Annotated in this window: 20 protein-coding genes; 9 read left to right on the top strand and 11 right to left on the bottom strand. The window is 74.3% G+C overall.

All coding sequences use genetic code 11. From position 1 onward, the window contains the following. Positions 1-96: 96 nt before the first annotated feature. Complete coding sequence (locus ABD208_RS14925; RefSeq protein ID WP_344104305.1) at positions 97-882, bottom strand: ABC transporter ATP-binding protein; 786 nt, start codon at positions 880-882, stop codon at positions 97-99. A gap of 109 nt (positions 883-991) precedes the next feature. Here ABD208_RS14925 and ABD208_RS14930 point away from each other — a divergent pair, with 109 nt between their 5' ends. Next, positions 992-1789, top strand: a complete 798-nt coding sequence (locus ABD208_RS14930) for a hypothetical protein (RefSeq protein WP_344104307.1) — start codon at positions 992-994, stop codon at positions 1787-1789. A 39-nt stretch (positions 1790-1828) separates the two neighbouring features. Here the strand turns inward: ABD208_RS14930 and serB are convergent, their stop codons facing one another. From serB to glgA, 6 genes are all read right to left on the bottom strand, one after another. Further along, on the bottom strand, positions 1829-2503 hold the full coding sequence (gene serB / locus ABD208_RS14935) for a phosphoserine phosphatase SerB (RefSeq protein WP_344104309.1): 675 nt from the start codon (positions 2501-2503) through the stop codon (positions 1829-1831). Positions 2504-2584: 81 nt separating this feature from the next. After that, a complete protein-coding gene (locus ABD208_RS14940; protein WP_344104311.1) occupies positions 2585-3151 on the bottom strand; it encodes a SixA phosphatase family protein in 567 nt (188 codons plus the stop codon). A gap of 111 nt (positions 3152-3262) precedes the next feature. Continuing rightward, complete coding sequence (fabI, locus tag ABD208_RS14945) at positions 3263-4039, bottom strand: enoyl-ACP reductase FabI (protein ID WP_344104314.1); 777 nt, start codon at positions 4037-4039, stop codon at positions 3263-3265. Positions 4040-4203: 164 nt separating this feature from the next. Continuing rightward, positions 4204-4932: a beta-ketoacyl-ACP reductase gene (gene fabG, locus ABD208_RS14950; protein ID WP_344104316.1), complete on the bottom strand. Its 729-nt coding sequence runs from the start codon at positions 4930-4932 to the stop codon at positions 4204-4206. A 90-nt stretch (positions 4933-5022) separates the two neighbouring features. Beyond that, a complete protein-coding gene (locus ABD208_RS14955) occupies positions 5023-8397 on the bottom strand; it encodes a S8 family serine peptidase (protein WP_344104318.1) in 3375 nt (1124 codons plus the stop codon). A 50-nt stretch (positions 8398-8447) separates the two neighbouring features. After that, entirely contained in the window at positions 8448-9761 is a 1314-nt protein-coding gene (glgA, locus tag ABD208_RS14960) for a glycogen synthase (protein WP_344104320.1), read from the bottom strand. Between the two features lie 85 nt (positions 9762-9846). Here glgA and glgC point away from each other — a divergent pair, with 85 nt between their 5' ends. Further along, entirely contained in the window at positions 9847-11088 is a 1242-nt protein-coding gene (glgC, locus tag ABD208_RS14965; RefSeq protein WP_344104323.1) for a glucose-1-phosphate adenylyltransferase, read from the top strand. A gap of 114 nt (positions 11089-11202) precedes the next feature. Here the strand turns inward: glgC and ABD208_RS14970 are convergent, their stop codons facing one another. The 3 genes from ABD208_RS14970 to ABD208_RS14980 all read right to left on the bottom strand — a co-directional run bounded on the left by ABD208_RS14970 (position 11203) and on the right by ABD208_RS14980 (position 12938). Next, the gene (locus ABD208_RS14970; protein ID WP_344104325.1) at positions 11203-11520 is read right to left on the bottom strand and encodes a helix-turn-helix domain-containing protein; all 318 of its coding nucleotides are present in this window, start codon (positions 11518-11520) and stop codon (positions 11203-11205) included. After that, positions 11517-11879, bottom strand: coding sequence for a type II toxin-antitoxin system RelE/ParE family toxin (locus ABD208_RS14975; RefSeq protein WP_344104326.1), 363 nt, complete (start codon positions 11877-11879; stop codon positions 11517-11519). Before ABD208_RS14975 ends, ABD208_RS14970 begins: the two co-directional genes overlap by 4 nt. Before the next feature lie 75 nt (positions 11880-11954). Then, positions 11955-12938, bottom strand: coding sequence for a LacI family DNA-binding transcriptional regulator (locus tag ABD208_RS14980; protein WP_344104327.1), 984 nt, complete (start codon positions 12936-12938; stop codon positions 11955-11957). A 124-nt stretch (positions 12939-13062) separates the two neighbouring features. On the opposite strand from ABD208_RS14980, the gene ABD208_RS14985 reads away from it, so the two are divergent. From ABD208_RS14985 to ABD208_RS15015, 7 genes are read left to right on the top strand one after another with little or no spacing between them, the layout of a single operon-like run. Further along, positions 13063-15069: an HAD family hydrolase gene (locus ABD208_RS14985; RefSeq protein ID WP_344104329.1), complete on the top strand. Its 2007-nt coding sequence runs from the start codon at positions 13063-13065 to the stop codon at positions 15067-15069. A gap of 34 nt (positions 15070-15103) precedes the next feature. Then, positions 15104-16066, top strand: coding sequence for a DUF8171 family membrane protein (locus tag ABD208_RS14990; protein WP_344104331.1), 963 nt, complete (start codon positions 15104-15106; stop codon positions 16064-16066). Continuing rightward, entirely contained in the window at positions 16066-18135 is a 2070-nt protein-coding gene (locus ABD208_RS14995; protein WP_344104333.1) for an ABC transporter ATP-binding protein, read from the top strand. Before ABD208_RS14990 ends, ABD208_RS14995 begins: the two co-directional genes overlap by 1 nt. After that, a complete protein-coding gene (locus ABD208_RS15000) occupies positions 18132-18959 on the top strand; it encodes an energy-coupling factor transporter transmembrane component T family protein (RefSeq protein WP_344104335.1) in 828 nt (275 codons plus the stop codon). The genes ABD208_RS14995 and ABD208_RS15000 overlap by 4 nt, the downstream gene beginning before the upstream one ends. A 20-nt stretch (positions 18960-18979) precedes the next feature. Then, complete coding sequence (locus ABD208_RS15005; RefSeq protein WP_344104337.1) at positions 18980-19408, top strand: DUF3099 domain-containing protein; 429 nt, start codon at positions 18980-18982, stop codon at positions 19406-19408. Next, on the top strand, positions 19405-19668 hold the full coding sequence (locus ABD208_RS15010) for a hypothetical protein (protein ID WP_344104339.1): 264 nt from the start codon (positions 19405-19407) through the stop codon (positions 19666-19668). Before ABD208_RS15005 ends, ABD208_RS15010 begins: the two co-directional genes overlap by 4 nt. Continuing rightward, the gene (locus ABD208_RS15015) at positions 19665-20630 is read left to right on the top strand and encodes an SURF1 family cytochrome oxidase biogenesis protein (RefSeq protein WP_344104341.1); all 966 of its coding nucleotides are present in this window, start codon (positions 19665-19667) and stop codon (positions 20628-20630) included. The genes ABD208_RS15010 and ABD208_RS15015 overlap by 4 nt, the downstream gene beginning before the upstream one ends. 44 nt (positions 20631-20674) lie before the next feature. Here ABD208_RS15015 and ABD208_RS15020 read toward each other — a convergent pair whose 3' ends face one another. Then, positions 20675-21439: an FAD:protein FMN transferase gene (locus tag ABD208_RS15020; protein ID WP_344104343.1), complete on the bottom strand. Its 765-nt coding sequence runs from the start codon at positions 21437-21439 to the stop codon at positions 20675-20677. Between the last annotated feature and the right edge of the window lie 14 nt (positions 21440-21453).

Consider the following 21453-nt stretch of genomic DNA (forward strand, 5'->3'; position numbering starts at 1 on the left):
GACGTGACGCCACCTGACGCCTTTGCCCGAAGATTACCAATCGCGCAGGTGACGGGGCCAGGAATTCAGCACATCAGTTTGGCTACGGCTTCATGGTCACCGGGCGGCCCTGGCGAGCCAGCGCCCCCCGCCGTGCGCGACGACCAGCGGGAGCCCGAACGCCTCGGACAGGTTGTCCGCGGTGAGCACCTCCTCGATCGGCCCCGCGGCGTGGATCCGGCTGCGGCCCATCAGCAGCACGTGGGTGAACCCCTGCGGGATCTCCTCCACGTGGTGCGTCACCAGCACGAGCACCGGCGAGGCCGGGTCTCCGGCGAGCTCGGTCAGCGCCGCCACCAGCTCCTCGCGCCCGCCGAGGTCCAGCCCGGCGGCGGGCTCGTCGAGCAGCAGCAGCTCCGGGTCGGTCATCAGGGCCCGCGAGATCTGCACGCGCTTGCGCTCGCCCTCGCTCAGCGTGCCGTAGCGCCGGTCGGCCAGCTTGGCGACGTCGAACGCCGCGAGCAGGTCCGTGGCGCGCTGCTCGTCGACGTCGTCGTACGACTCGGCCCAGCGGCCCGTGACGCCGTAGGCGGCGGTCAGGACGACGTCGCGCACCGTCTCGCCGGCGGGGATGCGGTCGGCGAGCGACGCGGAGGAGAGGCCGACGCGCGGCCGCAGCTCGAACACGTCGGTGCGCCCGAGGGTCTCCCCCAGGATCTCGGCCTTCCCGGCTGTCGGGTGCAGGCGCGTGGCGAGGATCTGCAGCAGTGTCGTCTTGCCCGCGCCGTTCGGGCCCAGCACGATCCAGCGCTCGCCCTCGTGCACCCGCCAGTCCACCGCATCGAGGATGGTCGTGGTGCCGCGCCGGACGGTGACGCCCGAAAGGTCGAGAACCGTGCTCATGGTGACCCACACTAACCGACGCACACCCGGAACGGGGCCGTGTCCCGTGGTGTGACCTGCGCCCGGATCCGGGCGAGCGGGCCGGCCGGAGTGATTACAGTGGTGGCCGATGAACAGCGAGCCCGACCTGCCGCGCAGCGTCGTCCTCGCCCTGTGGCTGCGGGGCGCGGGCGGCACGACCGACATGCCCGACGCCGCCGACGCCGCCGCGTGCGTCGAGGGCGACGACGAACCCCACCGCGTCCACGGGCTGCCCGGCGTCGGGGACGGCACGGACCTGGGCACGCTCGTCACGACCTGGACGGCGGGGCCGCGCACGGTCGCCGCGCTCCTGCCCTCGCCGGGCGACCCGGCCGGCGTCCCCGCCGCGGCGGGTCACGCGGCGACCGAGGCCGGGGAATGCGTCGTCGTCACGACGCCGGCCGGGAGCTTCGCCGCGGTCCCGGCGATCACCCCGTTCGGCAGCCACCTCGAACCCGGCCACCTGGTCGAGTGGCAGGTCCACCCGGTGCCGGACTGGAGCACGGGCCTGCTCGGGGCGATCGGCACGCTGTCCGACGCCGAACGCGAGCTGCGCAGCAGCCTCATCACCGCGACCGAGGCCCTGGACGCCCTCGACGTCGCCCGCTGGCGCGACGACGCGCGCGAGGCGATCGAGCGCCTGCGCTCCGCCGACACCGCGCGCTGGCCCGTCCCCGAGCTCGACGGCCGCCGCGCCCGCGTGCTGCAGCTCGCCACGCGGCTGCGCGCCATCGTCGCACTCGGCTCGTTCGACGCCGACGGGCGCCGCGACGACGGCGGCGCCGTCAACCTCTGGCAGGCGGACCAGCGCAGCACCGCGCTGCGCGAGGTCGACCGGACCGCACGGCACGCGATCTCCGCGGCCACCTTCGGCGAGGCCGGATGACGGGATGAGCCCGGGTGCCGCCCGCCGGGGCGGCACCGGTCACAGCAGGCGCAGGACCTCGTCCAGCGCGCCGTCGAGGCTGTGCGGGGCGGCGGCGCGCACCGCGGGCTTCGCGCGGAACGCGACCCCGACGCCCGCCGCCAGGATCATGTCGAGGTCGTTGGCGCCGTCGCCCACGGCGACGGTCGCCTCCATCGGCACGCCCTCCGCCTCGGCCCAGGCGCGCAGGGTCGCCTCCTTGGCGGCGCGGTCGATCACGGGGCCGGCCGTCCGGCCGGTCAGCACGCCGCCGGCGATCTCCAGCCGGTTCGCGCGGATCAGCGTCACGCCCAGCGGCTCCACGATCGGCCGCACGATCTCCTCGAACCCGCCCGAGACCAGGCCGAACGCCCAGCCCCGCTCCTGGCACGCGGCCACCAGCGCGGCGGCGCCCGGCATCAGCTCGACCGCCCCCCGCACCTTCTCCAGCGCGGCCTCGGGCACCCCCGCCAGCGTGGCCACGCGCTCGCGCAGCGACCCGGCGAAGTCCAGCTCGCCGCGCATCGCCCGCTCGGTCACCTCCGCGACCTGCTCCCGGGTCCCGGCGTGCTCGGCGATGAGCTCGATGACCTCCTGCCGGAAGAACGTGGAGTCGACGTCGGTCACGATAAGGCGCTTCACGCGACACAGTGTGCCCGACGACGCGGGGCCCGCGCAGACCGTCTCAGCCGGCATGCACGCTGCCACTCCTCGTGCTCGGCTACGGGCGAGTGCCTCGTTCCTCGGCCCTCACCCTCCGCCGAGCCCTTCGTCGTGTCAGCCCTGCGGCCGCCCCACGTGACGCAGCACGGCCGTCCCGCGGCCCCAGGTGGACCACGGCTCGTGCTCCGGCGCCTCGAGCAGGGAGTACGTCGCGGTCGGGACGCCCACCCGGACCTGGGCCAGGGCCGCGTCGTCCGAGCCGGGGCCCGCGAGGTAGGCCGCCGTGGCGGCCATCGTGGGCTCGTGGCCGATCACCAGGACGGTGCGCGCGTCGTCGGCCACCTCGCCGACGAGCCGCAGCACGTCGCCGACGCGGGCGTTGTACAGGTCGTCGGTGACGGTGACCCGCGGGCCGTTGTCGCGCGACCGGCCGGACAGGCCGTTCCCCGCGAGCTCCCAGGTCTGCCGGGTCCGCAGCGCGGAGGAGACCAGGACGACGTCGGGCGCCGCGCCGAGCGAGACCAGCGCGGCGGCGAGCCCGGCCGCCTGCGTCCGCCCGCGCAGGGCGAGCGGCCGCAGGACGTCGTCGGGGGTCGTGGCCGGCTCGGCCTTGGCGTGGCGCAACAGGACGAGACGGCGTGACGCCGGCGTCCCCGCCACCTCCTCGCGATGCCTGGTCACGATCGTGCTCCTTCCGGTTCTTGCGGGCTCCTCCAGGTGAGGGAGGAGCCATGGTGCGGGTGGTTCCCGCGACAGCTCTCGGGTACTGCGCTCCCGGGGCCGGTCGCCCCGTTACTGGCCCATCGCGTGCACGCCGCCGTCGACGTGCACGATCTCGCCGGTGGTGGCCGGGAACCAGTCGCTCAGCAGGGCCGCGACGGTGCGGGCGGTCGGTTCCGCCGTCGTCTGGTCCCAGCCCAGCGGCGCGCGCTCGGGCCAGTTGGCCTCCATCTTCTCGAACCCGGGGATGGACTTCGCCGCGGTGGTCTTGATCGGCCCCGCCGAAACCAGGTTGCAGCGGATGCCCTCCGGCCCGAGATCGCGCGCCAGGTAGCGGTTCGCGGCCTCCAGGCCGGCCTTCGCCACGCCCATCCAGTCGTAGACCGGCCAGGCGTACATGCCGTCGAAGGTGAGCCCCACGATGGCGCCGCCGTGCGTCATGAGCGGGCGGGCCGCCACGCCGAGCGCCTTGTAGGAGTACGTGGAGACGTGCAGCGCGGTGGCCACGTCCTCCCACGGCGCGGACAGGAAGTTGTCGCCCATGACGTTCTGCGGCGCGAAGCCGATGGAGTGCACGACGCCGTCGAGCCGGTCGAAGCCCGCCTCGCGCACCGCGTCCGCGAGATTCGCGAGGTCCTCGTCGCTCGTGACGTCGAGCTGAACGACGGGCGGCGGCGTGTCACCGGGAAGACGCTTCGCGAACGCCTTGGTCAGCGTCATCTGCCGGCCGAACGACGTCAGGACGACGTCGGCGCCCTCCTCGATCGCCAGGCGCGCCGTGTGGAACGCGATCGACGACTCGGTGAGAACCCCGGTGATCAGCAGCTTCTTGCCTTCGAGGAGACCCATGATGTCCTTCCGGTGAATGCACGGGGGCACGCCACGGCGTGTCCCGTACGGGTGTGAGCGTAACGGTGGGACCCGCGTGGAGGAAAACTCCGGTGCCCGCGCGGGTGGTGAAGGATGTTTGACGATGTGGTTCCGCGGCCCCCGGTGAGGGCCACCGGCGCAGGTCAGTGACCCATGCCCATCCCGCCGTCGACGGGGATGACGGCGCCGGTGATGTACGACGCCGCGTCGGATGCGAGGAACGTCACGGCCCCGGTGACCTCCTCGGGCTGGGCGAACCGGCCCGCGGGGATCGACTTGAGGTAGAAGTCGCGCGTGGCCTCGGGGAGCTCGGCGGTCATGTCGGTCTCGACGAAGCCCGGGGCGACGACGTTCGCCGTGATGCCGCGGCTGCCCAGCTCGCGCGAGATGGACCGGACCAGGCCCACCAGCCCCGCCTTGGACGCGCCGTAGTTCGTCTGGCCGGTGCCGCCGTACAGGCCCACCAGCGAGCCGATCAGCACGATGCGGCCGTAGCGCTTGCGGATCATGCCCTTGGCGGCCCGGCGCACGCAGCGGAACGTACCGGTCAGGTTCACGTCGACGACCTGCTCGAACTCCTCGTCGCTCATGCGCATCAGGAGCTGGTCCTTGGTGACGCCGGCGTTCGCGACCAGGACCGCCACCGGCCCGAGTTCCTGCTCGATCTGGGTGAACGCGGCGTTCACCGCTTCCGTGTCGGTGACATCGGCCTTGTAGCCGTGCACCCCCTCGGGCAGGTCACCTCCGCGGTACAGCGTGGCGACGCGGTCACCCTGGGCGACGAAGCGCTCGGCGATCGCGCGGCCGATGCCGCGTGCCGCGCCCGTGACGACGACGACGCGGCCGGGGGCGGATTCCAGGTTCTCGGTCATGTCCGTGACGCTACCGTCGCGACACGCGGGACGTCGCGCGCGCCGCACGACGCGCCCCGCCCCGCCCGTTGTGGGTTTCCGACAACGGCGTCAGCCGATGGTGTATGCACCCACGGTCGTCTCGCGGACGACGCCGTCCGGGCTCTCCGCCTCGACCCGCAGCGACACCCGCCGGGTGCCCGGCGGGGCGTCGACCGTCGCGGAGAAGACCCCGTCGCCGGTCCCGGTCGTCGCTGCCTCGTGCCAGGTCACGCCGTCGTCGGGCGACCACCACAGCGTGGCGGCCTCGGCGGCGGCGCGCCTGCCGCCGTCCGGGGCGACCGCCGTCACCGTCACGGTGGTCCGCCCCGGGGCGGTCCCGTCCAGCCCGAGCCCGGCGACGTCGTACGCCACCTGCAGCAGCGGCAGCCGGGTCTCGCGGTCGCCCGACGGCGGCTGGGCGGGGAACTCCCACTCCGCCGACACGCCCGGCGCCGTCGGCCAGGGCGACCTGCGGTCGCCGTCGTACGCGAGGCGCATGGCACGCCTGCCGTTCGGCACCGGGACGACGGCGCGGCCCTGCGGGACGTCGGTCAGCAGGTCGTCCTCGCGCCACAGGCGCAGGCGCTGGTCGAAGCCGGCGCTCGCCCACTGCGGCACCTGGAACAGGTGGCCGTCGCCGTCGGTCCAGCCGGTGGCCGTGACCTCCAGCCCGTCGCGGCTGGTGGTCGCGGTCGCCGAGACGGAGTGCGCGCCGCCGCCGTAGACGGCCGGCGTCGAGGAACCCGCCGCGAACTTCCGGAACGGGGCCTCGTAGGAGCCGTGGTTGACGATGCCGCCCGCGCCGCCGTCGATCAGCTCCGTGTACCAGACGGACTTCGACCAGGAGAAGTCGCCCCCGGTGACGTACGCCGTGCGGGTGGACGGCGTCGCCACGGGATCGAGCGTGGACCAGGCCACGAAGTGCCCGGGCGCGAGCCCGGCCCAGCCCGCGTTCGGGACGACGCCGCGCGGCCCGGCCGCGTAGCCCGCCTCGACCCGCGCCAGGTCGGCCTCGCGCGCCTCGAACGACACGTCGGTCACCGGGGACTGCTGGAAGGCGAGGTCGTAGGTGTAGTCCGCGTCGGCGGCGCTCTCGCCGGCGGCCACGGGCTCGGTCAGCACGAAGCTGCCCACCAGGTCGAACCACCCGGTGGACACCGGGTCGGTCGGCGTGGCGTACAGCGGCGCGTCCCCGCCGACGGTCATGTCCAGCGCGGAGCCGCTCGCGTCCCAGCGCTGGTAGTCGAGGGTGGCGCGGACCAGCTCGGACGGCAGCGGGGTGGTGACGGAGACCGGCATCGCGCCCTCGGCGCTCACCTCCACCACCAGGTCCCGGTCCACCACGAACTCGGGCTCGCTCACGCCGGTGACCGCGACCGGTGCGCCGTCGGCCCCGGTCTCGGTGATCCCGCCGAGCAGCCCGTAGGTGCCGCCCTCCAGGCGCACGGTCCGCTCGCCGTCCAGTTGCAGCAGCTCCTGGTGCCTGCGCAGGTCGCGCACGTCCAGCAGGGCGAGCGACGCCGTCCCGGTCAGCGGTTCGCCGTCGCGCCCGAGCGGGCGGATCGTCACGTCGAAGACCTCGGGCTTCTTCTCGTAGCCCACGGGCGTGCGCACCTCGCGGTTGCCCTGGCCCTTGACCGACGCCGTGACCGTGCCGGAGTACCGGCCGATCGGCCCGGCGGAGGTGTCCACGGAGACCTCCGTGGCGGCCCGGCCCCCGGCCGGGACGGTCAGCTGCCGCGCGCCGAGCGTCAGGCCGTCCCGGACGACGTCGCCGTCCGGGCCGGTCAGCTCGGCGCCGAGCGCGAGGGTGACGTCGCGGTCCGTCGGGTTGACGTAGGCGAGCGTGCGAGACGACGGCGCCGTCTGGCCCGGATGCTCCAGCGACCCGAACGACACCGACGCGGGTTCCGCCACGACCGGCAGCTCCAGCGCCCCGGGGATCCACACCCGCCCCGCCCCCTGCTCCCACACCGTCGCGCCCCGCGCGGCCTCGGCCGATCCCATCAGCCGCGCCTTGACCTGCCCGGCCGTCCACTCCGGGTGCGCGCCGCGCAGCACGGCGGCGGCCCCGGCCACGTGCGGCGCGGCCATGGACGTGCCGCTGCCCGCCAGGTAGAGGTCGCCCGCGGGCAGGCCGGGGCTCGTGCCCGCCGCGCGGGCGGCGAGGATCTCCACGCCGGGCGCGGCGACGTCGGGCTTGATCGCGCCGTCGCCCGCGCGCGGGCCCTGGCTGGAGAACGGGGCGGTGACGTCGTCGTCGTCCACCGCGCCGACCGTGAGGGCCGACGTCGCGCTGCCCGGGCTGCCGATCGAGCCCGGGTCCCCCGCGTTGCCCGCGGCGGCGACGAACAGGGTGTCGTGCGTGGCGGTCAGCTCGTCGACGGCGGCGGCGACCGGGTCCGTGCCGTCGGTCGGCTCGCTGCCGAGGCTCAGGTTCACGACGTCGGCGCCCTGGGCCGCGGCCCACTCCATGGCGTCGATGGTCCACGACTGCTCGCCGTGCCCGGTGTCGTCGAGCACCTTGCCGACCAGCAGGTCCGCGCCGGGGGCGATGCCGCGGTGCGCGCCGCCCGAGGCGGCGCCGGAGCCCGCGAGGATCGAGGCGACGTGCGTGCCGTGGCCGCTGCCGTCGGTGACCGCGCCCTTGCCCGTGAAGTCCCGGGAGCCGGTCACGAGGCCGGTCAGGTCGGGGTGGGCCGCGTCCAGGCCCGTGTCCAGCACGGCCACGGTGACGCCCTCGCCGGTCCAGCCCCCGTCCCAGGCGGCGGGGGCGCCGATCTGCCCGGCGGACTCCTCGTCGAGCTTCTGGACGGGGGCGTCCAGGAGCACCTGGCCGACGGGCGAGCCGCCGGCGCGCAGCGCGTCCAGGAGGCGGCCCGCCGTGTGGGGGGTGAGCTCCGCGGAGACCGCGTCGAGCGAGGTCAGCGTGCGTTCCGGGGTGATGCCGTACGGGGACACGTCGAGCGGGCGGGTCCCGCCGGGGCCCTGCGCGGAGCGGAGGATCACCGGGGTCGTGCCGCGGGCGGCGTCGTCGTACCCGGCGTCGGCCAGCAGGCCGACGTCGAACAGGTCGCGGTCCAGGACGTCCGGGACGAGCCCGGCGACGTCGGACGGGATGACGTAGACCGCGTCGCCGACGGCGGCGCGCGTGAACGTGACCTCCCGCGCCCGGGGCGCGGGGCGGATGGTCACGGAGCGCTCGCCGCCCGGGGCGGTCGCGACGCTGACCTGGTCTCCGGTCAGCAGCGTGACGGTCGCGGTGCGCCCGGCGGGCGCGGCCGGGTCTGCCGGGTCGTCCGAGCCGACGACGGCGGGCGCGGCCGGGTCATCGGGTGCGACGACGGCGGGCGGGGCCGCGGCGCCCGTCGCGCCGGCGGCCGGTGTCCCGCCCGCGAGCAGAGCCGTGACCAGGACAACCGTGAGTACCGCCGCCGCACGCATGCGGAACAGCGAACACCGGATCTCGCCCGGGACGGACGGTGTGAAGCGATTCAGGTGATCTGCCGGTACACGTCCAGGGTCCGCTCCGCGATGGCCGTCCAGGAGAAGTGGCGCTCCGCGCGGACGCGGCCCGCCTCGCCCATCGCGGCGGCGCGGGCGGGGTCGGCGACCAGGCGGGTCAAGGCATCCGCGAGGTCGGCCACGAAGGCGTCCGGGTCGAGCGGGGTGCCCGTGCCGTCGTCGGACTGCTCGATCGGGACGAGCGCGCCCGTCACGCCGTCGTCGACCACCTCCGGGATGCCGCCCGTGGCCGTGCCGACGACCGGCAGGCCGACGGCCATCGCCTCGAGGTTCACGATGCCGAGCGGCTCGTAGACGCTCGGGCAGACGAACACCGTCCCGGCCGCGAGGACGGCGACCAGCTCCTCGCGCGGCAGCATCTCCTCGATCCAGACGATGCCGCCGCCGTCGCGCCGCCCGTGCGCGCCGCGCGCCTCGCGCAGCCCCGCGACCAGGCCCTTGACCTCGGCCATCAGCTCGGGCGTGTCGGGGGCGCCCGCGCAGAGCACGAGCTGGACGTCGTCCGGCAGGGACGCCGCGGCGCGCAGCAGGTACGGCAGGCCCTTCTGCCGGGTGATCCGGCCCACGAACACCACGGACGGCCGGTCCGGGTCGATCCCGCGGGCCCGCACGGCGGCGTCCGCCGCGGCGAGCGTCGCCTCGCCGGACGGCCGCCGCCAGCCCGCGGGGTCGATCCCGTTGTGCACGACGTGCACGCGCTCCGGGTCGAGCTTCGGGTAGCAGCGCAGGATGTCGTCCCGCATCCCCGCGGACACCGCGATGATCGCGGCCGCGCCCTCGTACGCCGTCCGCTCCGCCCAGGAGGAGACCGCGTAGCCGCCCCCGAGCTGCTCCGCCTTCCAGGGCCGCAGGGGCTCCAGCGAGTGCGCGGTGACGACGTGCGGCACGTCGTGCAGCAGGCCGGCCAGGTGGCCGGCCAGGTTGGCGTACCAGGTGTGGGAGTGCACGACGTCGGCGCCGGCGCAGTCCTGGGCGATCACGAGGTCCGTGCCGAGGGTCGCGAGGGCGGCGTTCGCGCCGGTCAGCTCCGTGGGCGTGGAGTATCCGGTCACCGCGGGCCGCGCCACGACGCCGCCGGGCGCGCCGGCGTCGTCGGCCCCGTCGTCTCGGCGGGGACCCTCGAAGCACCGCACGCGCACGTCGGCGAGCGGCGCGAGCACGCGGCCGAGCTCGGTGACGTGCACCCCCGCGCCGCCGTACACGTGCGGCGGGTACTCGCGGGTGAGGAGGTCGACGGTGAGGCGGGGCGACGGGTCCGGCGAGGCGGGAGGGGCTGCGGTCACGGGGCAGACGTTACCGAGGAATCTCACCAGTGTTTTCCGCCGCGCGGGTTCCCCTGGAAACACCGCAGGACATAGTGTCTGAGCCATGGCCGCAGCCCCCCGTGTACTCGCGATCGTCCTAGCCGGAGGCGAGGGCAAGCGCCTCATGCCGTTGACCGCGGCGCGCGCGAAGCCCGCGGTACCGTTCGGCGGGATCTACCGCCTGGTCGACTTCGCGTTGTCGAACATCGTCAACTCCGGGTACCTGCACGTCATCGTGCTGACCCAGTACAAGTCGCACTCGCTGGACCGGCACATCTCCAAGACGTGGCGCATGTCGCCGCTGCTGGGGAACTTCGTGGCGCCGGTCCCGGCGCAGCAGCGGGTGGGCAAGCACTGGTACCTCGGCAGCGCCGACGCGATCTACCAGTGCCTGAACATCATCGACGACGAGCGGCCGGACATCGTCGTCGTGGTCGGCGCGGACCACGTGTACCGCATGGACTTCTCCCAGATGGTGGACGCACACATCGAGTCCGGGGCGCGGGCGACGGTGGCGGCGATCCGGCAGCCGCTGTCGACGGCGGACCAGTTCGGGGTGATCGACGTCGAGCCCGGTGACCCGACGCGGATCCGCGAGTTCCTGGAGAAGCCCAGGAACCCGGCCGGTCTGCCCGACGCGCCCGACCAGGTGCTCGCGTCGATGGGCAACTACGTGTTCGACGCCGACGCGCTGGTCGACGCCGTGACCCGGGACGCGTCCAGCAACGACTCGCGGCACGACATGGGCGGCGACATCATCCCGGCGTTCGTGGCCAAGGGCGAGGCGGGCGTCTACGACTTCATCCGCAACGACGTGCCGGGCTCCACCGACCGGGACCGCGACTACTGGCGCGACGTGGGGACCATCGACTCGTACTACGACGCGAACATGGACCTCATCTCGGTGCAGCCGGTGTTCAACCTGTACAACGACGAGTGGCCGCTGTTCACGGGCTACACGGGCCTGCCGCCCGCGAAGTTCGTGCACGCCGGCGCGGGCCGGATGGGGCACGCGGTGGAGTCGATCGTGTCGCCGGGCGTGCTGATCTCCGGCGCGCAGGCGGCGGGGTCGGTGCTGTCGCCGGGGACGCACCTGCACTCGTGGTCGTCGGTGGGCGGCTCGGTGCTGATGGACGGCGTGCAGGTGCAGCGGTACGCCCAGGTGCACCGCGCGATCCTGGACAAGAACGTCATCGTGGGCGAGCGCGCCCGGATCGGCGTCGACCCGGAGGAGGACCGCAGGCGCGGCTTCACGGTGACGGAGTCCGGCCTGACCGTCGTCCCGAAGGGTTCGGTCGTCGAATAGCCGGGAACAGGCTGATTTCGCGGATGAGAGCGCAATCATCCGCGATTTCCGCCTGCCCGGCGACAACTGCCTGCCAGGCGTTGCGGACAATATGCACCGTCCAGGGTGTAATTGTCAGGCGAGCGCTTCCAGCTTGCCGTCCTCGAACAGAATGGCCTGCTGGAGGCTGCCACCGAGCGCCTGGGCATAGCGGGCGATGACTTCCTGTCCGGAGATCTTGCCGGACTCGATCTGGGAGATACGGCCTTTGGTGACGCCCATCCGGTCGGCGACCTGCTGCTGGGTCAGCTGCCGCTCCTTGCGCAGCTCGCCGAGACGGTGCCCGACGACCTGCGCGAGAAGCTCCTGCTTCCCGCGCTCGACGGCTTCCTCGCCACCGGCCTTCTCGACGAGGTCTTCCCGGATGTCCTGCCAGCGGACGTAGCTGCTCATGATGCGCCTTCCTCTTCCGCTCGTTCCTTCATGTACTGCTGGTACCGCTTCTCGGCCAGTGGGACGGCTGTGTCGTACCACTTTCTCCAGAGTCCGGCCTTGTCACCTGCGACCAGGAGGATCACCGAGCGCCAGGGGTCGAAGACAAACAAGATCCGCATGCTACCGGGACGCAGTTCCTTCAAGTTCGCGAGTACGGAGTGCTGGATCACGTCCACGAGCGGACGGCCAGGTGCCGGACCGTGGTCCGCAAGTACGTCGATCGCCGAAGTCACCCTGTCTCGATCCTCCGGCTTGAGGCCGTAGATCCAGTCCTTGACTTCGTCGACGACGAAGATGTCCCATTCCTTGCCTGCCATGCGGCAAGTTTAGTTGTCGGTAAACATCCTCGCACGGCGAACGACCGTGTGCCAAGAGCCGGTGAGAAGTGGAACCTACGTGCTCGCGCGGATCACCAGGGTGGGTTCCAGGACCTCGTGGCGGTCCGTGGTGCGGCCCGCCCAGCGTTCGTGGAGCAGGTCCACCGCCAGTTCGCCCATCTCCGCGCGGGGCTGGTGGACGCTCGTGAGGCGGGGGCGGGCGCGTAACGCGAGCGCCGAGTCGTCGTAGCCGACGACGGCGAGGCCCTCCGGGACGGCGATGCCCCGGTCCCAGGCGTGGTTGAGGACGTCGTCGGCCTCGACGTCGTTGCGGGCGAAGATCGCCGAGCAACCTGCTTCCAGAGCCGCGTCCAGGCCCGGGCCCGCGGGTTCGTCGCGGCCGCGCTCGATCACGCGGGCCCGGTCCGCCAGGCCGTGCCGTGCCATCGCCGCCTCGTAGCCGGCGCGGCGGGCCAGGCCCGCCGGGCGGGTGGACGAGGTCAGGTGCGCGATCCGCTCGTGCCCGGCCGCCACCAGGTGGTCGACGGCGAGGGCCGCGCCGTGCTCGTCGTCGTTGTTGACGGAGTCGATCCCGGCCACGGGCTCCAGGCTGCGCCCCACCATGACCACGGGCGCGCGCCTCGCGGCGGCCTGCAGCAGCTCGGGGGCCGCCCAGGACGAGACCACGATGAGCCCGTCGACGTTCAGGTCCCCCAGCGCGTCGATCCGCTCGGCCATCCGGCCGGCCTTCCGCGCACCGTGCGCGAGCAGCACCGACAGCCCGTGCGGTTCGGCGGCCCGCTCCACGGACTCGACGACCTCCGTGTGGTACGGGTTGTCGAGGCTCGCGACGACGACGCCGAGCAGCATCGTGCGGTGCTGCCGCAGCGCGCGGGCCAGGGCGTTGGACCGGTAGCCGATCTCGGCCGCCGCGCGCACGATCCGCTCGCGGGTCGCCGCGCTCACGCCGCCGTCGCCCCGCAGTGCGAGCGACACGAGCGACTTGGACACCCCGGCCCGCGCGGCGACGTCGACGATCGTGGGCCGGGACGAGTTCATGCGACGTTTCTACCGCACGCTCCTGGCAACGATTCCTGGAACGTTCCAGATTTCGGGTCCGGTTCACCTTCCGGCCAGCGTGGCGCCATCGGGGCGTCGTCGCCCGTCCCTAGCGTCGTCGTCCGTGACCCAGATCTCCGACGACGACGGCGCGCGCGGCGCCGCACCCCTTCCGCCCTCCCCCGCCCTGGCCGTCCGGCCCGCGGCCCTGCTGCTGGACTTCGGCGGCGTGGTGTTCGAGACGCGCAGGCAGCCCGACGCGATGGCGCAGGTCACGCGGAACGTCGCGGCGGAGCTGGCCCGGGCGGGGCACGTGTTCACGCAGGAGGACCTGCTGCCCGTCCTGACGGGCGGCCGCAAGGCGCTCAAGGACTGGAAGAACGCGTCGTCGCGCCGCTGGGCGCCGCGCGAGCTGACCCACCGCGAGATCTGGGGCGACTTCTACGGGACCCCGCTGCCGCCCGCGGCCCGGGAGGTGCTGACCGGCAGCGCGGGCGCGCTGCAGCAGATGCTCACGCTGACCGCCACGCGGCACACGGTGCGGCCGGGGATCCGCGAGCTGGTGGACCTGGCGTCCGGGCTGGGCATCCCGCTCGGGATCGTGTCCAACGCCCACTCGGGCCGCGCGCACCGGCTGATCATGGAGCGCGCGGGGCTGACCGAGGCGTTCGGCGTGCAGGTGTACTCGGACGAGGTCGGGGTCCGCAAGCCGAACCCGGAGATGATCCGGATCGCTGCCACCGCGCTGGGGACGACGCCGGAACGCTGCTGGTACGTGGGCGACACCTACGATCGCGACGTCGTCGCGGGCCGCCGCGCGAACGCCGCCGCGGTGATCCTCACGCGTCACCACCACACGGACGAGGTCCCGTTCCCGATCGCGGACACCCCGGACGCGATCTACGACACCCCGGAGGGCCTCGTCGAAGCCCTCCGCACGGCCGCCCCCGCCCCGGTGCGGGGCCGAGCCATCGCGCACCAGGAAGTGCCAGACGACGACCCGGCGAGCTCCGGGACGCACGACGCCGTTGCCGAAGCGCCGGCCTCGCACGCGGAAGCCCTGCCCGGCGATCCGGGTGCGGAAGCCCCACCCCGCGACCCAGGTCCGGAGGCGGGATTCGTCTCCGCGACCAGGGCGGGGCGCCCCTCGGCGCTGCTGCTGGACCACGGCGGGGTGATCTCCGTGTCCCGGACCGACGACGGCCTACGGCAAGAGTTCGCCGGCGAGCTGGCAGCACGGCTGCGACGGGCCGGATTCGAGGTCACTCCCGAGCAGGCCGCAGCCGCGATCACCGAGATCCGCGCCGCGCACAAGGCATGGAAGGCGCGCCGCGCGGGCGACACCCGGGAGATCGACGCCACGACGTTCTGGGTCGAGCTCGGCGGGCCGGTGCTTGCCGCCGCACTCGACGGTCGCACCGGCGGTGGCCCCGCCGACGGTCGCACGGGCGGCGGCTCCGCCGACGGGAGCACCGCACGCGGCGACGTCGTCGTCCCCGGATCGCTGCGCGCCTGGCTGCGGGCGGAGGCGCACGCGCTGATGGTCGCCTACGCGCGCGCCAAGTCCGCGCCGGCCGTGCGCGCCGGGGTGCGGGAACTGCTGCTCGCCGCACGCGAGGCCGGGGTACCTGTCGCCGTCGTCTCCAACACCGTGAACGGCCGGGCCGTGCGGGAGGAGCTGGACGACGCCGGTCTCACGCCGCTGATCGGCGCGCACGTCTACTCCGACGAGCTCGGACGGCGCAAGCCCGACCCCCTCATGCCCGCCACCGCGCTGCGCGCGCTCGGCGCCGATCCCGCGCGCGCGTGGTTCGTCGGCGACAAGCCGTCGCGCGACGTCCTCGCCGCCCGCGCGGCCGCCGTCGGCCACGTCGTCCTCGTCCGCGGCGGCACGACGCCGGACGCCGCCCTCGACGCCCCCGACGACGACGCCGGGCGCCCCGACCACATCGCGGACGACATGACGCACGTGGCCGGACTGATCGGCCTCGCACCGACATCGGAGCAGCCGGCCGCGACCGCCGTCCCGCCCGCGGAGCCGGGCACCGCGGCGCCGTCATCCCCCGCGACTCCCCCCAGCACCGGCCCGTCGTCCGGCGGCCGGGCGGCAGACCCCGTCCCGGGGTCCTGATCCCCTCCTCTCAGCTCACCCCCTTGGAGCCCAGATGACCACCACCGCCGCGGCCGCCCTGCGCGCCCGCCTCCACGACCCCGACCAGATCTCCGGCTCGCAGAAGCTGATGATCATGGTCCTGGCCATGACGTTGTACGGCACGGCCGACATCGTCGCCGACATCCTGCCGAAGTTCGAGGTCGGCAGCCTCGAGCTCGAGGTCGCCTACCTCGCCTTCCTCCCCGTGGTGCTCGCCGCGCTGCTCACGCCGCTGTGGGTGGCGCTGGGCGTCGCGATCGGCGAGGCCGTGATCGCCGACATGCTGCTCGGGTCGTTCTCCGGGATCGGCGAGATCGAGGGCTTCCTGCAGATCTTCGTCGGCACGTACGTCGCGGGCTGCATCGTGAAGGACCCGCGCAAGCCCGCACAGCTGTTCTGGGCGGCGATGGCGCTCGTCTCGATCGACAAGGTGACCTCGGGTGTCATCGACGTCGTGAAGTTCGGCGTCGGCGTCGACCCGGAGGCCGGTGAGGAGGCCGGCGGCGGGATGTCCGCGGTGATCCTGGCCGAGACCATCGAGCTGGGCCTCGCCCTGGTGATCACGGGCGCGATCTTCGGCGGGCTGGTCGCGATCGGGCTGGCGCCGCGCCTGTACGGCAAGATCGAGCCGCTCATGGGCCTGCGCCCGCGCGACCCGCAGCGCCCGCCGCGCCTGGTGGGCCCGTGGGGCTCGCCGTTCTGGCCGGCGGCCGCGCTCGGCATCCTGCTCGCCGCCGCGACCGGGATCTTCAGCCAGTGGGAGGAGCACTTCGAGGTCGCGAACCCGCTCACCACGTTCGGTGAGTGGGAGGCCGAGGGCGCGGAGGAGTTCGCGGAGTCGTCCGCGTGGCTGGGCGCGCTCGGCGGGCTGGTCGCCGGCCTCGCCCTCGTCGCCCTCGTCGCGGCGCTGCGCGCCCGCGCCGCCCACCGTTCCCTCACGGCCGACGCCGCGGCCGGCGACGAGGACGACGACTGATGCCGACCGCCGACGACGGCACGAACCGCGCGGACCCCGCCGCGGTACGGACCGCTCCCGCTCCGCACGACGGCGCGGCCACGAGCGAGCCCGCCCCGCCCGCCGGCCTGGCCCGCGAGGAGACCGCCTCGCAGGACGCCGCTCCCTGCGCGATCGAGGTGCGCGGCCTGACGTTCCGGTATCCCGGGGCGGAGGCCGACACCCTGCGCGGCGTGGACCTGCGGATCGAGGCGGGCGACTTCGTCGCCGTCGTCGGCGGCAACGGCTCCGGCAAGACCACGCTCTGCAAGACCTTCAACGGCCTCGTGCCGCACTTCTGGAACGGCGACCTGGCCGGCTCGGTCCGGGTGAACGGCCGCGGCACGCGCAAGCGGTCGGTCGCGGAGCTCGCCCGCGAGGTCGGGTATGTGTTCCAGGACTTCGGGAACCAGCTCGTGCGCGCCACCGTGCGGGACGACGTCGCCTACGCACCACTCAACCTGGGCCTGGCCGACTGGCGCGAGCGCGCCGACGACGCCCTCGCCGCCCTCGGCCTGGAACCGTACGCCGACCAGCACATCTGGTCGCTGTCCGGCGGGCAGCAGCACCTGACCGCGCTCGCCGGGGCGCTGGCGCTCGCGCCCGGCATCCTGGTGGTGGACGAACCGGCCGCCGAGGTGGACCCGGTGCGCGCCGCCACGATCTACGACCATCTGACCCGGCTGAACCGGGAACGCGGCGTCACGGTCGTGGTGATCGAGCACCACGCCGAGCTCGTGGCCACGTACGCCAGGTCCGTGGTGCTCATGGACCGCGGCACGGTCCGCTGGCACCTGCCGACCGCCGAGGCGCTGGCCCGCACCGCCGACCTGGAGGCCGCGGACATCCCCGCGCCCCAGGTCGTCGCGGCCGCCCGCGCGCTGGTCCCGGAGGTCGCGGCCGGCAGCACGCCCGTGCCGCTGACCGTCGCCGAGTGCACCGAGATGCTGCGCGAGGCGGTCCGCGGGCTGCCGCCGCGCCACCCGTTCGGCGAGCCCGCGCAGATTCCGGCCGGCCAGGGCACGGACGGCGCCGTGCCAGCACGCCGCGCCTCGGCCGGCCGTGATCCGGACGGCGCCGCAGCGGCGGCCGGCCGCGGTCCCGCCGGGCCGACCGTACCGGGTGCCGGCGACCCGGCGTCGTCGTCGGCCCATCCTGCCGGGCCAGGGCCCGCCGCCCCGATCGCCGCCCTGCGCGGCGCGGGTTTCAGCTACCGCACCGTCGCCGGCCCGCGGCATCGCGTGCTGGACCGGCTGGACCTGGAGTTCCGGGACGGCGAGCGGGTCGCGCTCGTCGGGTCGAACGGCGCGGGCAAGTCCACGCTGCTGCGCCTGCTGACCGGCCTCGCCCTGCCGGATCAGGGCGTCGTCGTCGTGGACGGCCGGGACACGCGGGGCGTGACCGCCGCCGAGCTGGCGGGCACCGTGTGCCACGTGGGCCAGCGGCCCGAGCAGATGCTGCTGCAGGACTCGGTGCGGGCCGACGTCGCGATGTTCCCCCGCGGCCGCGACCTGCCCGACACGGACGAGCTCGTCGAGCGGGTCCTGGAACGCATGGACCTGACCGCCCTCGCCGACCGCGACGGCCGCCTCCTGTCCGGCGGGCAGCAGCGCCGCACCACCCTGGCGATCGCGCTCGCGATGCGCCCCCAGCTGCTGCTCCTGGACGAGCCCACCTCCAGCCTGGACCTGCGCTCGCGTGACGACGTCATCGGCCTGCTGAACGACCTGTCCGAGCACATCCGCTGCACGGTGGTCGCCACGCACGACATGCACCTCGTGGCGGAGTGGGCGCGCCGCGTCGTCGTCCTGGACGAGGGACAGGTCATCGCGGACACGGACCCGGCGAGCCTGTTCGCCCGGCCGGAGATCCTGGAGCGGGCCCGGCTGCTGCCGCCGCAGATCGCCCAGGTGGGGGCGGCGCTCGGGCTGCCGCATACGGCGCTCCAGGTGTCCGACCTCATCGGGATGCTGGGGATCCCGGCCCTCGCGGACTCCCCGGACGCGAGCGACGCGCCGGACGCCGTCGGACCGAAGGAAGAGCACGCATGAGCGCACGAACCGGCCTCGACCGGTCCGCCGTCGAGTGGGCCACGCTGGAGCTGATGCGCGTCGCGTACGCGACGCGCGGCGGGTTCCTCGCCGTGCGCGACCCGCGCGCCGTGGTGTGGTGGTACGTGATCGGGGCGGTGGTGCCGTGGTTCACGTACGACGCCGGTGTGCTGGCGCTGCTCTTCGGCGCGGCGCTCTGGGCGGCGCTGGCCGCGCGGATCGGGCCGCTGCTGCTGGGGCTGTTCGTGCTGGGGATCCTCGGCGACCTGGTGTACCTCCTGGTCCTGCTGCTGGTGCTGCGCGAGGACCCGGCGGCGATCGGCGCGCTCGTGGTGCCGATGCTCAAGCTCGGGACGGTGTCCCTGGTGAGCATGGCGGCGTTCGCGTCGCTGGACCCGGAGAAGATCAGCGACGCCCTGCTCGCGATGCGCGCGCCGGAGATCATCGGTTTCGCGGTGTCGTACGGGTACCGGATGATCCCCGTGCTGGTGGACGAGTTCCGCGTCATCGTGGACGGGCACCTGCTGCGCGGGGCGCCGCCGCGCGGGCCCGGGTTCCTCGGCCTGCGGGCGCTGGTGCGGGTCGCGCGGATCCTGGTGCGGTCGTTCTACCCGCTGATCCTCAACACGGCCAAGCGCACCCGCACCACCGTGGAGGCGCTGGAGACGCGCGGTTTCACCGCCACGGGCGCGGCGTCGGGCGCGGGCCGCGCGCTGCGGCTGGCGCACCTGCGGTTCACGCCGTCCGACGGCGTGCTCCTGGCGGGGACGCTGGTCGTGGTGACGTTCGCCTACTGGGCGGGGCCCATGCTCGGGCTGCGGTGAACGGCTCGTAGACTGGGTGGATGAGCAGGGCTTCGGGTTCCGGGAAGGCGCCGGACGTTCAGTCGATCAGCTCGGTGGCAGAGTCGGTCGAGGACGAGCAGGCGCGTCGTACGAAGCAATACCTCATCCAGATGGCGATCCGCATGGTGTGCTTCGTGGGCGCCGTCGTCGCGCTCACCAACGGGCAGCCGATCGTGGGCTGGGCCCTGGCCGGCGGGGCGATCGTCCTGCCGTACACGGCCGTGATCTTCGTCAACGCGCCGAACCGGAAACAGGGCAGCGCCGAGGCGTACATCGCGCCGCAGGCCGCGACGCTGCCCGCCGCCGCGGCGGAGGCGTGGCCCGAGGACAACCCCGGCCCGGGGACGTCGTCGGGCACGAAGCACGTCGTGATCGACGGCGACGCGCTGATCGACGACGTCAAGGACGAACCGGTGGAGCGGAAATGATCGACGTGCTCGGGCTGGGCGGGGCCTCCGGCGGGACGCCGGACCCTGTCGGGGAGCTGATCTGCAGCTCGAAGGGGTGCCGGGCCGAGGCGGCCTGGGGCCTGCTGTGGAACAACCCGAAGCTGCACACGCCCCAGCGGCGCAAGGTGTGGCTCGCGTGCGACGAGCACCGGGAGCACCTGGAGCAGTTCCTCGGGGCGCGCGGGTTCCACAAGCGGACCGTGCCCGTCGAGGAACTGGAACGGCAGGAACCCGCGTGAGCGAAGCTCCCGCCGGGGACACCCGGGAGCCACGCACCACCCGGCAGTGGGTGATCCTCGGGGTGGCCGCCGTGGTGCTGGCCGCGTTGTGCGTGCTGGCCGCGCGGTGGCAGTGGGCGCGGTACGAGGACCGCACGGCGCAGATCGCGGTGATCGAGGCGAACTGGTCGGCCCGGCCCGTGCCGGTCGAGGACGTGCTCGGCGGGCCGGGGGCTGCGCTGCCCGAGGACGAGGTGTGGCAGCAGGTGGTGCTCACCGGGAGCTACGTGCCCGACGCGACCGCGCTGCTGCGCAACCGGCCCGTGCACGGCACCCCCGGGTATCACGTGCTGGTGCCGTTCGTGGCGGAGCATCCCTCCGCCCCCGGCGGGATCGTCATGGTGATCGACCGCGGGTTCGTGCCGCTGGGCACGGACGGGAGCGAGCCGGAGTCGGTGCCCGCGGCGCCGTCCGGCGAGGTCGAGGCGACGGTGTCGCTGCGCGCCGACGAACCGGCGTCGTCCCGCGGGGCGCCGGACGGCCAGGTGCAGGCGATCTCGACGGAACAGGTACTGGCGGCCGGACCTGACGGTACGGGCTGGGCCGAGGGCCGGACCGTCGGGGCCTACGGTTCCCTACGGTCGGAGTCCCCGCGCCCGGCGTCGGCCCCGGCCGCCCTCCCCGAGCCGGACACCAACCCGGGCTCCCACCTGAGCTACACGTTCCAGTGGTGCGTGTTCGCCGCGGGGGCCCTGGCGGGCTACCTCCTCCTGTGGCGCCGCGAGCGAGGGGCCCTGCGCGGCGAGTCCGTCTCGGCGGGCGACCTCCTGCTGGCGGCCCCGGACCTGGACGCGTCCACGGGCGGCACGACGTCGTCCCGCCGGCGCCGGCCGGACGACGCCGCGCCACGCCGCGGACTCATGTCCCGCCCGACGACGGACACGGACGACGAGGACGCCCTCATCGACTCCCAGCTCCGCTGAGGCTGCTGCCGGCCGACGGCGCATCCTGGCCGTGCCGACACGACTCATTCGCCCGGGGCGCCCGCCTGGGTCAGGACCGAGCCGTCCGGGGCGAGTGCCAGGGCCCAGGAGGCTCCGTGGGCGACGGCCCAGTCCGCGCCCTGTGGGCCGAGGGCGAAGGCGGCCGTGGCCAGGACATCGGCGGTGGTCAGGCCGGAGGCGACGACCGTGACCGAGCCCAGGGCGTGCGCGGCGGGCCGTCCGGTGCGGCCGTCCCAGATGTGCGCGCCCCGCTCCCCCGTGCCCGAGGTCGCCAGGGCGCCGTCGGTCAGGGACACCGTCGCGACGACCCGCCGCGGGTCGGCCGGGTGGCGGATCGCGACGGTCCACGGGCGGCCCGGTTCCGGTTCGCCGTGGACGACGACGTCGCCGCCCGCGTTCAGGCAGAGGTCCGTGACCCCGGCCGAGAGGACGGCCTCCGCCGCGCGCTGCGCCGCCCAGCCCTTGACGACCCCGTCGGTGTCGAGCAGGCCGTCCGGGCCGGTCAGGTCGAAGGCTCCGCCGGATGCCTCGTGCGCCCAGCGGCCGATCTCCAGCACCTCGCACATCTGCGGGCTCGGCGTCGCTCCCTCGATCCTGGTTCCGGCCCCGGTTCTCGCGCCGAGGCTCCGGAGCCGGGACAGCTCCGAGGCCGGGATCCAGCGGCTGAACCGGGCCTCGGCGGCACGCAGCACCGCGAAGCCGGCATCCGCCGCCGCGCGTGCCGCCCCGGGATCCGACGCGGCGGGGCCGCGGTGTTCCGGCAGGTGCAGGGACATGGGGATACCCATGACCGGCTCCGTCA

The sequence above is a fragment of the Myceligenerans crystallogenes genome, assembly GCF_039529775.1.
GTDB classification, from domain to species: Bacteria; Actinomycetota; Actinomycetes; order Actinomycetales; family Cellulomonadaceae; genus Myceligenerans; species Myceligenerans crystallogenes.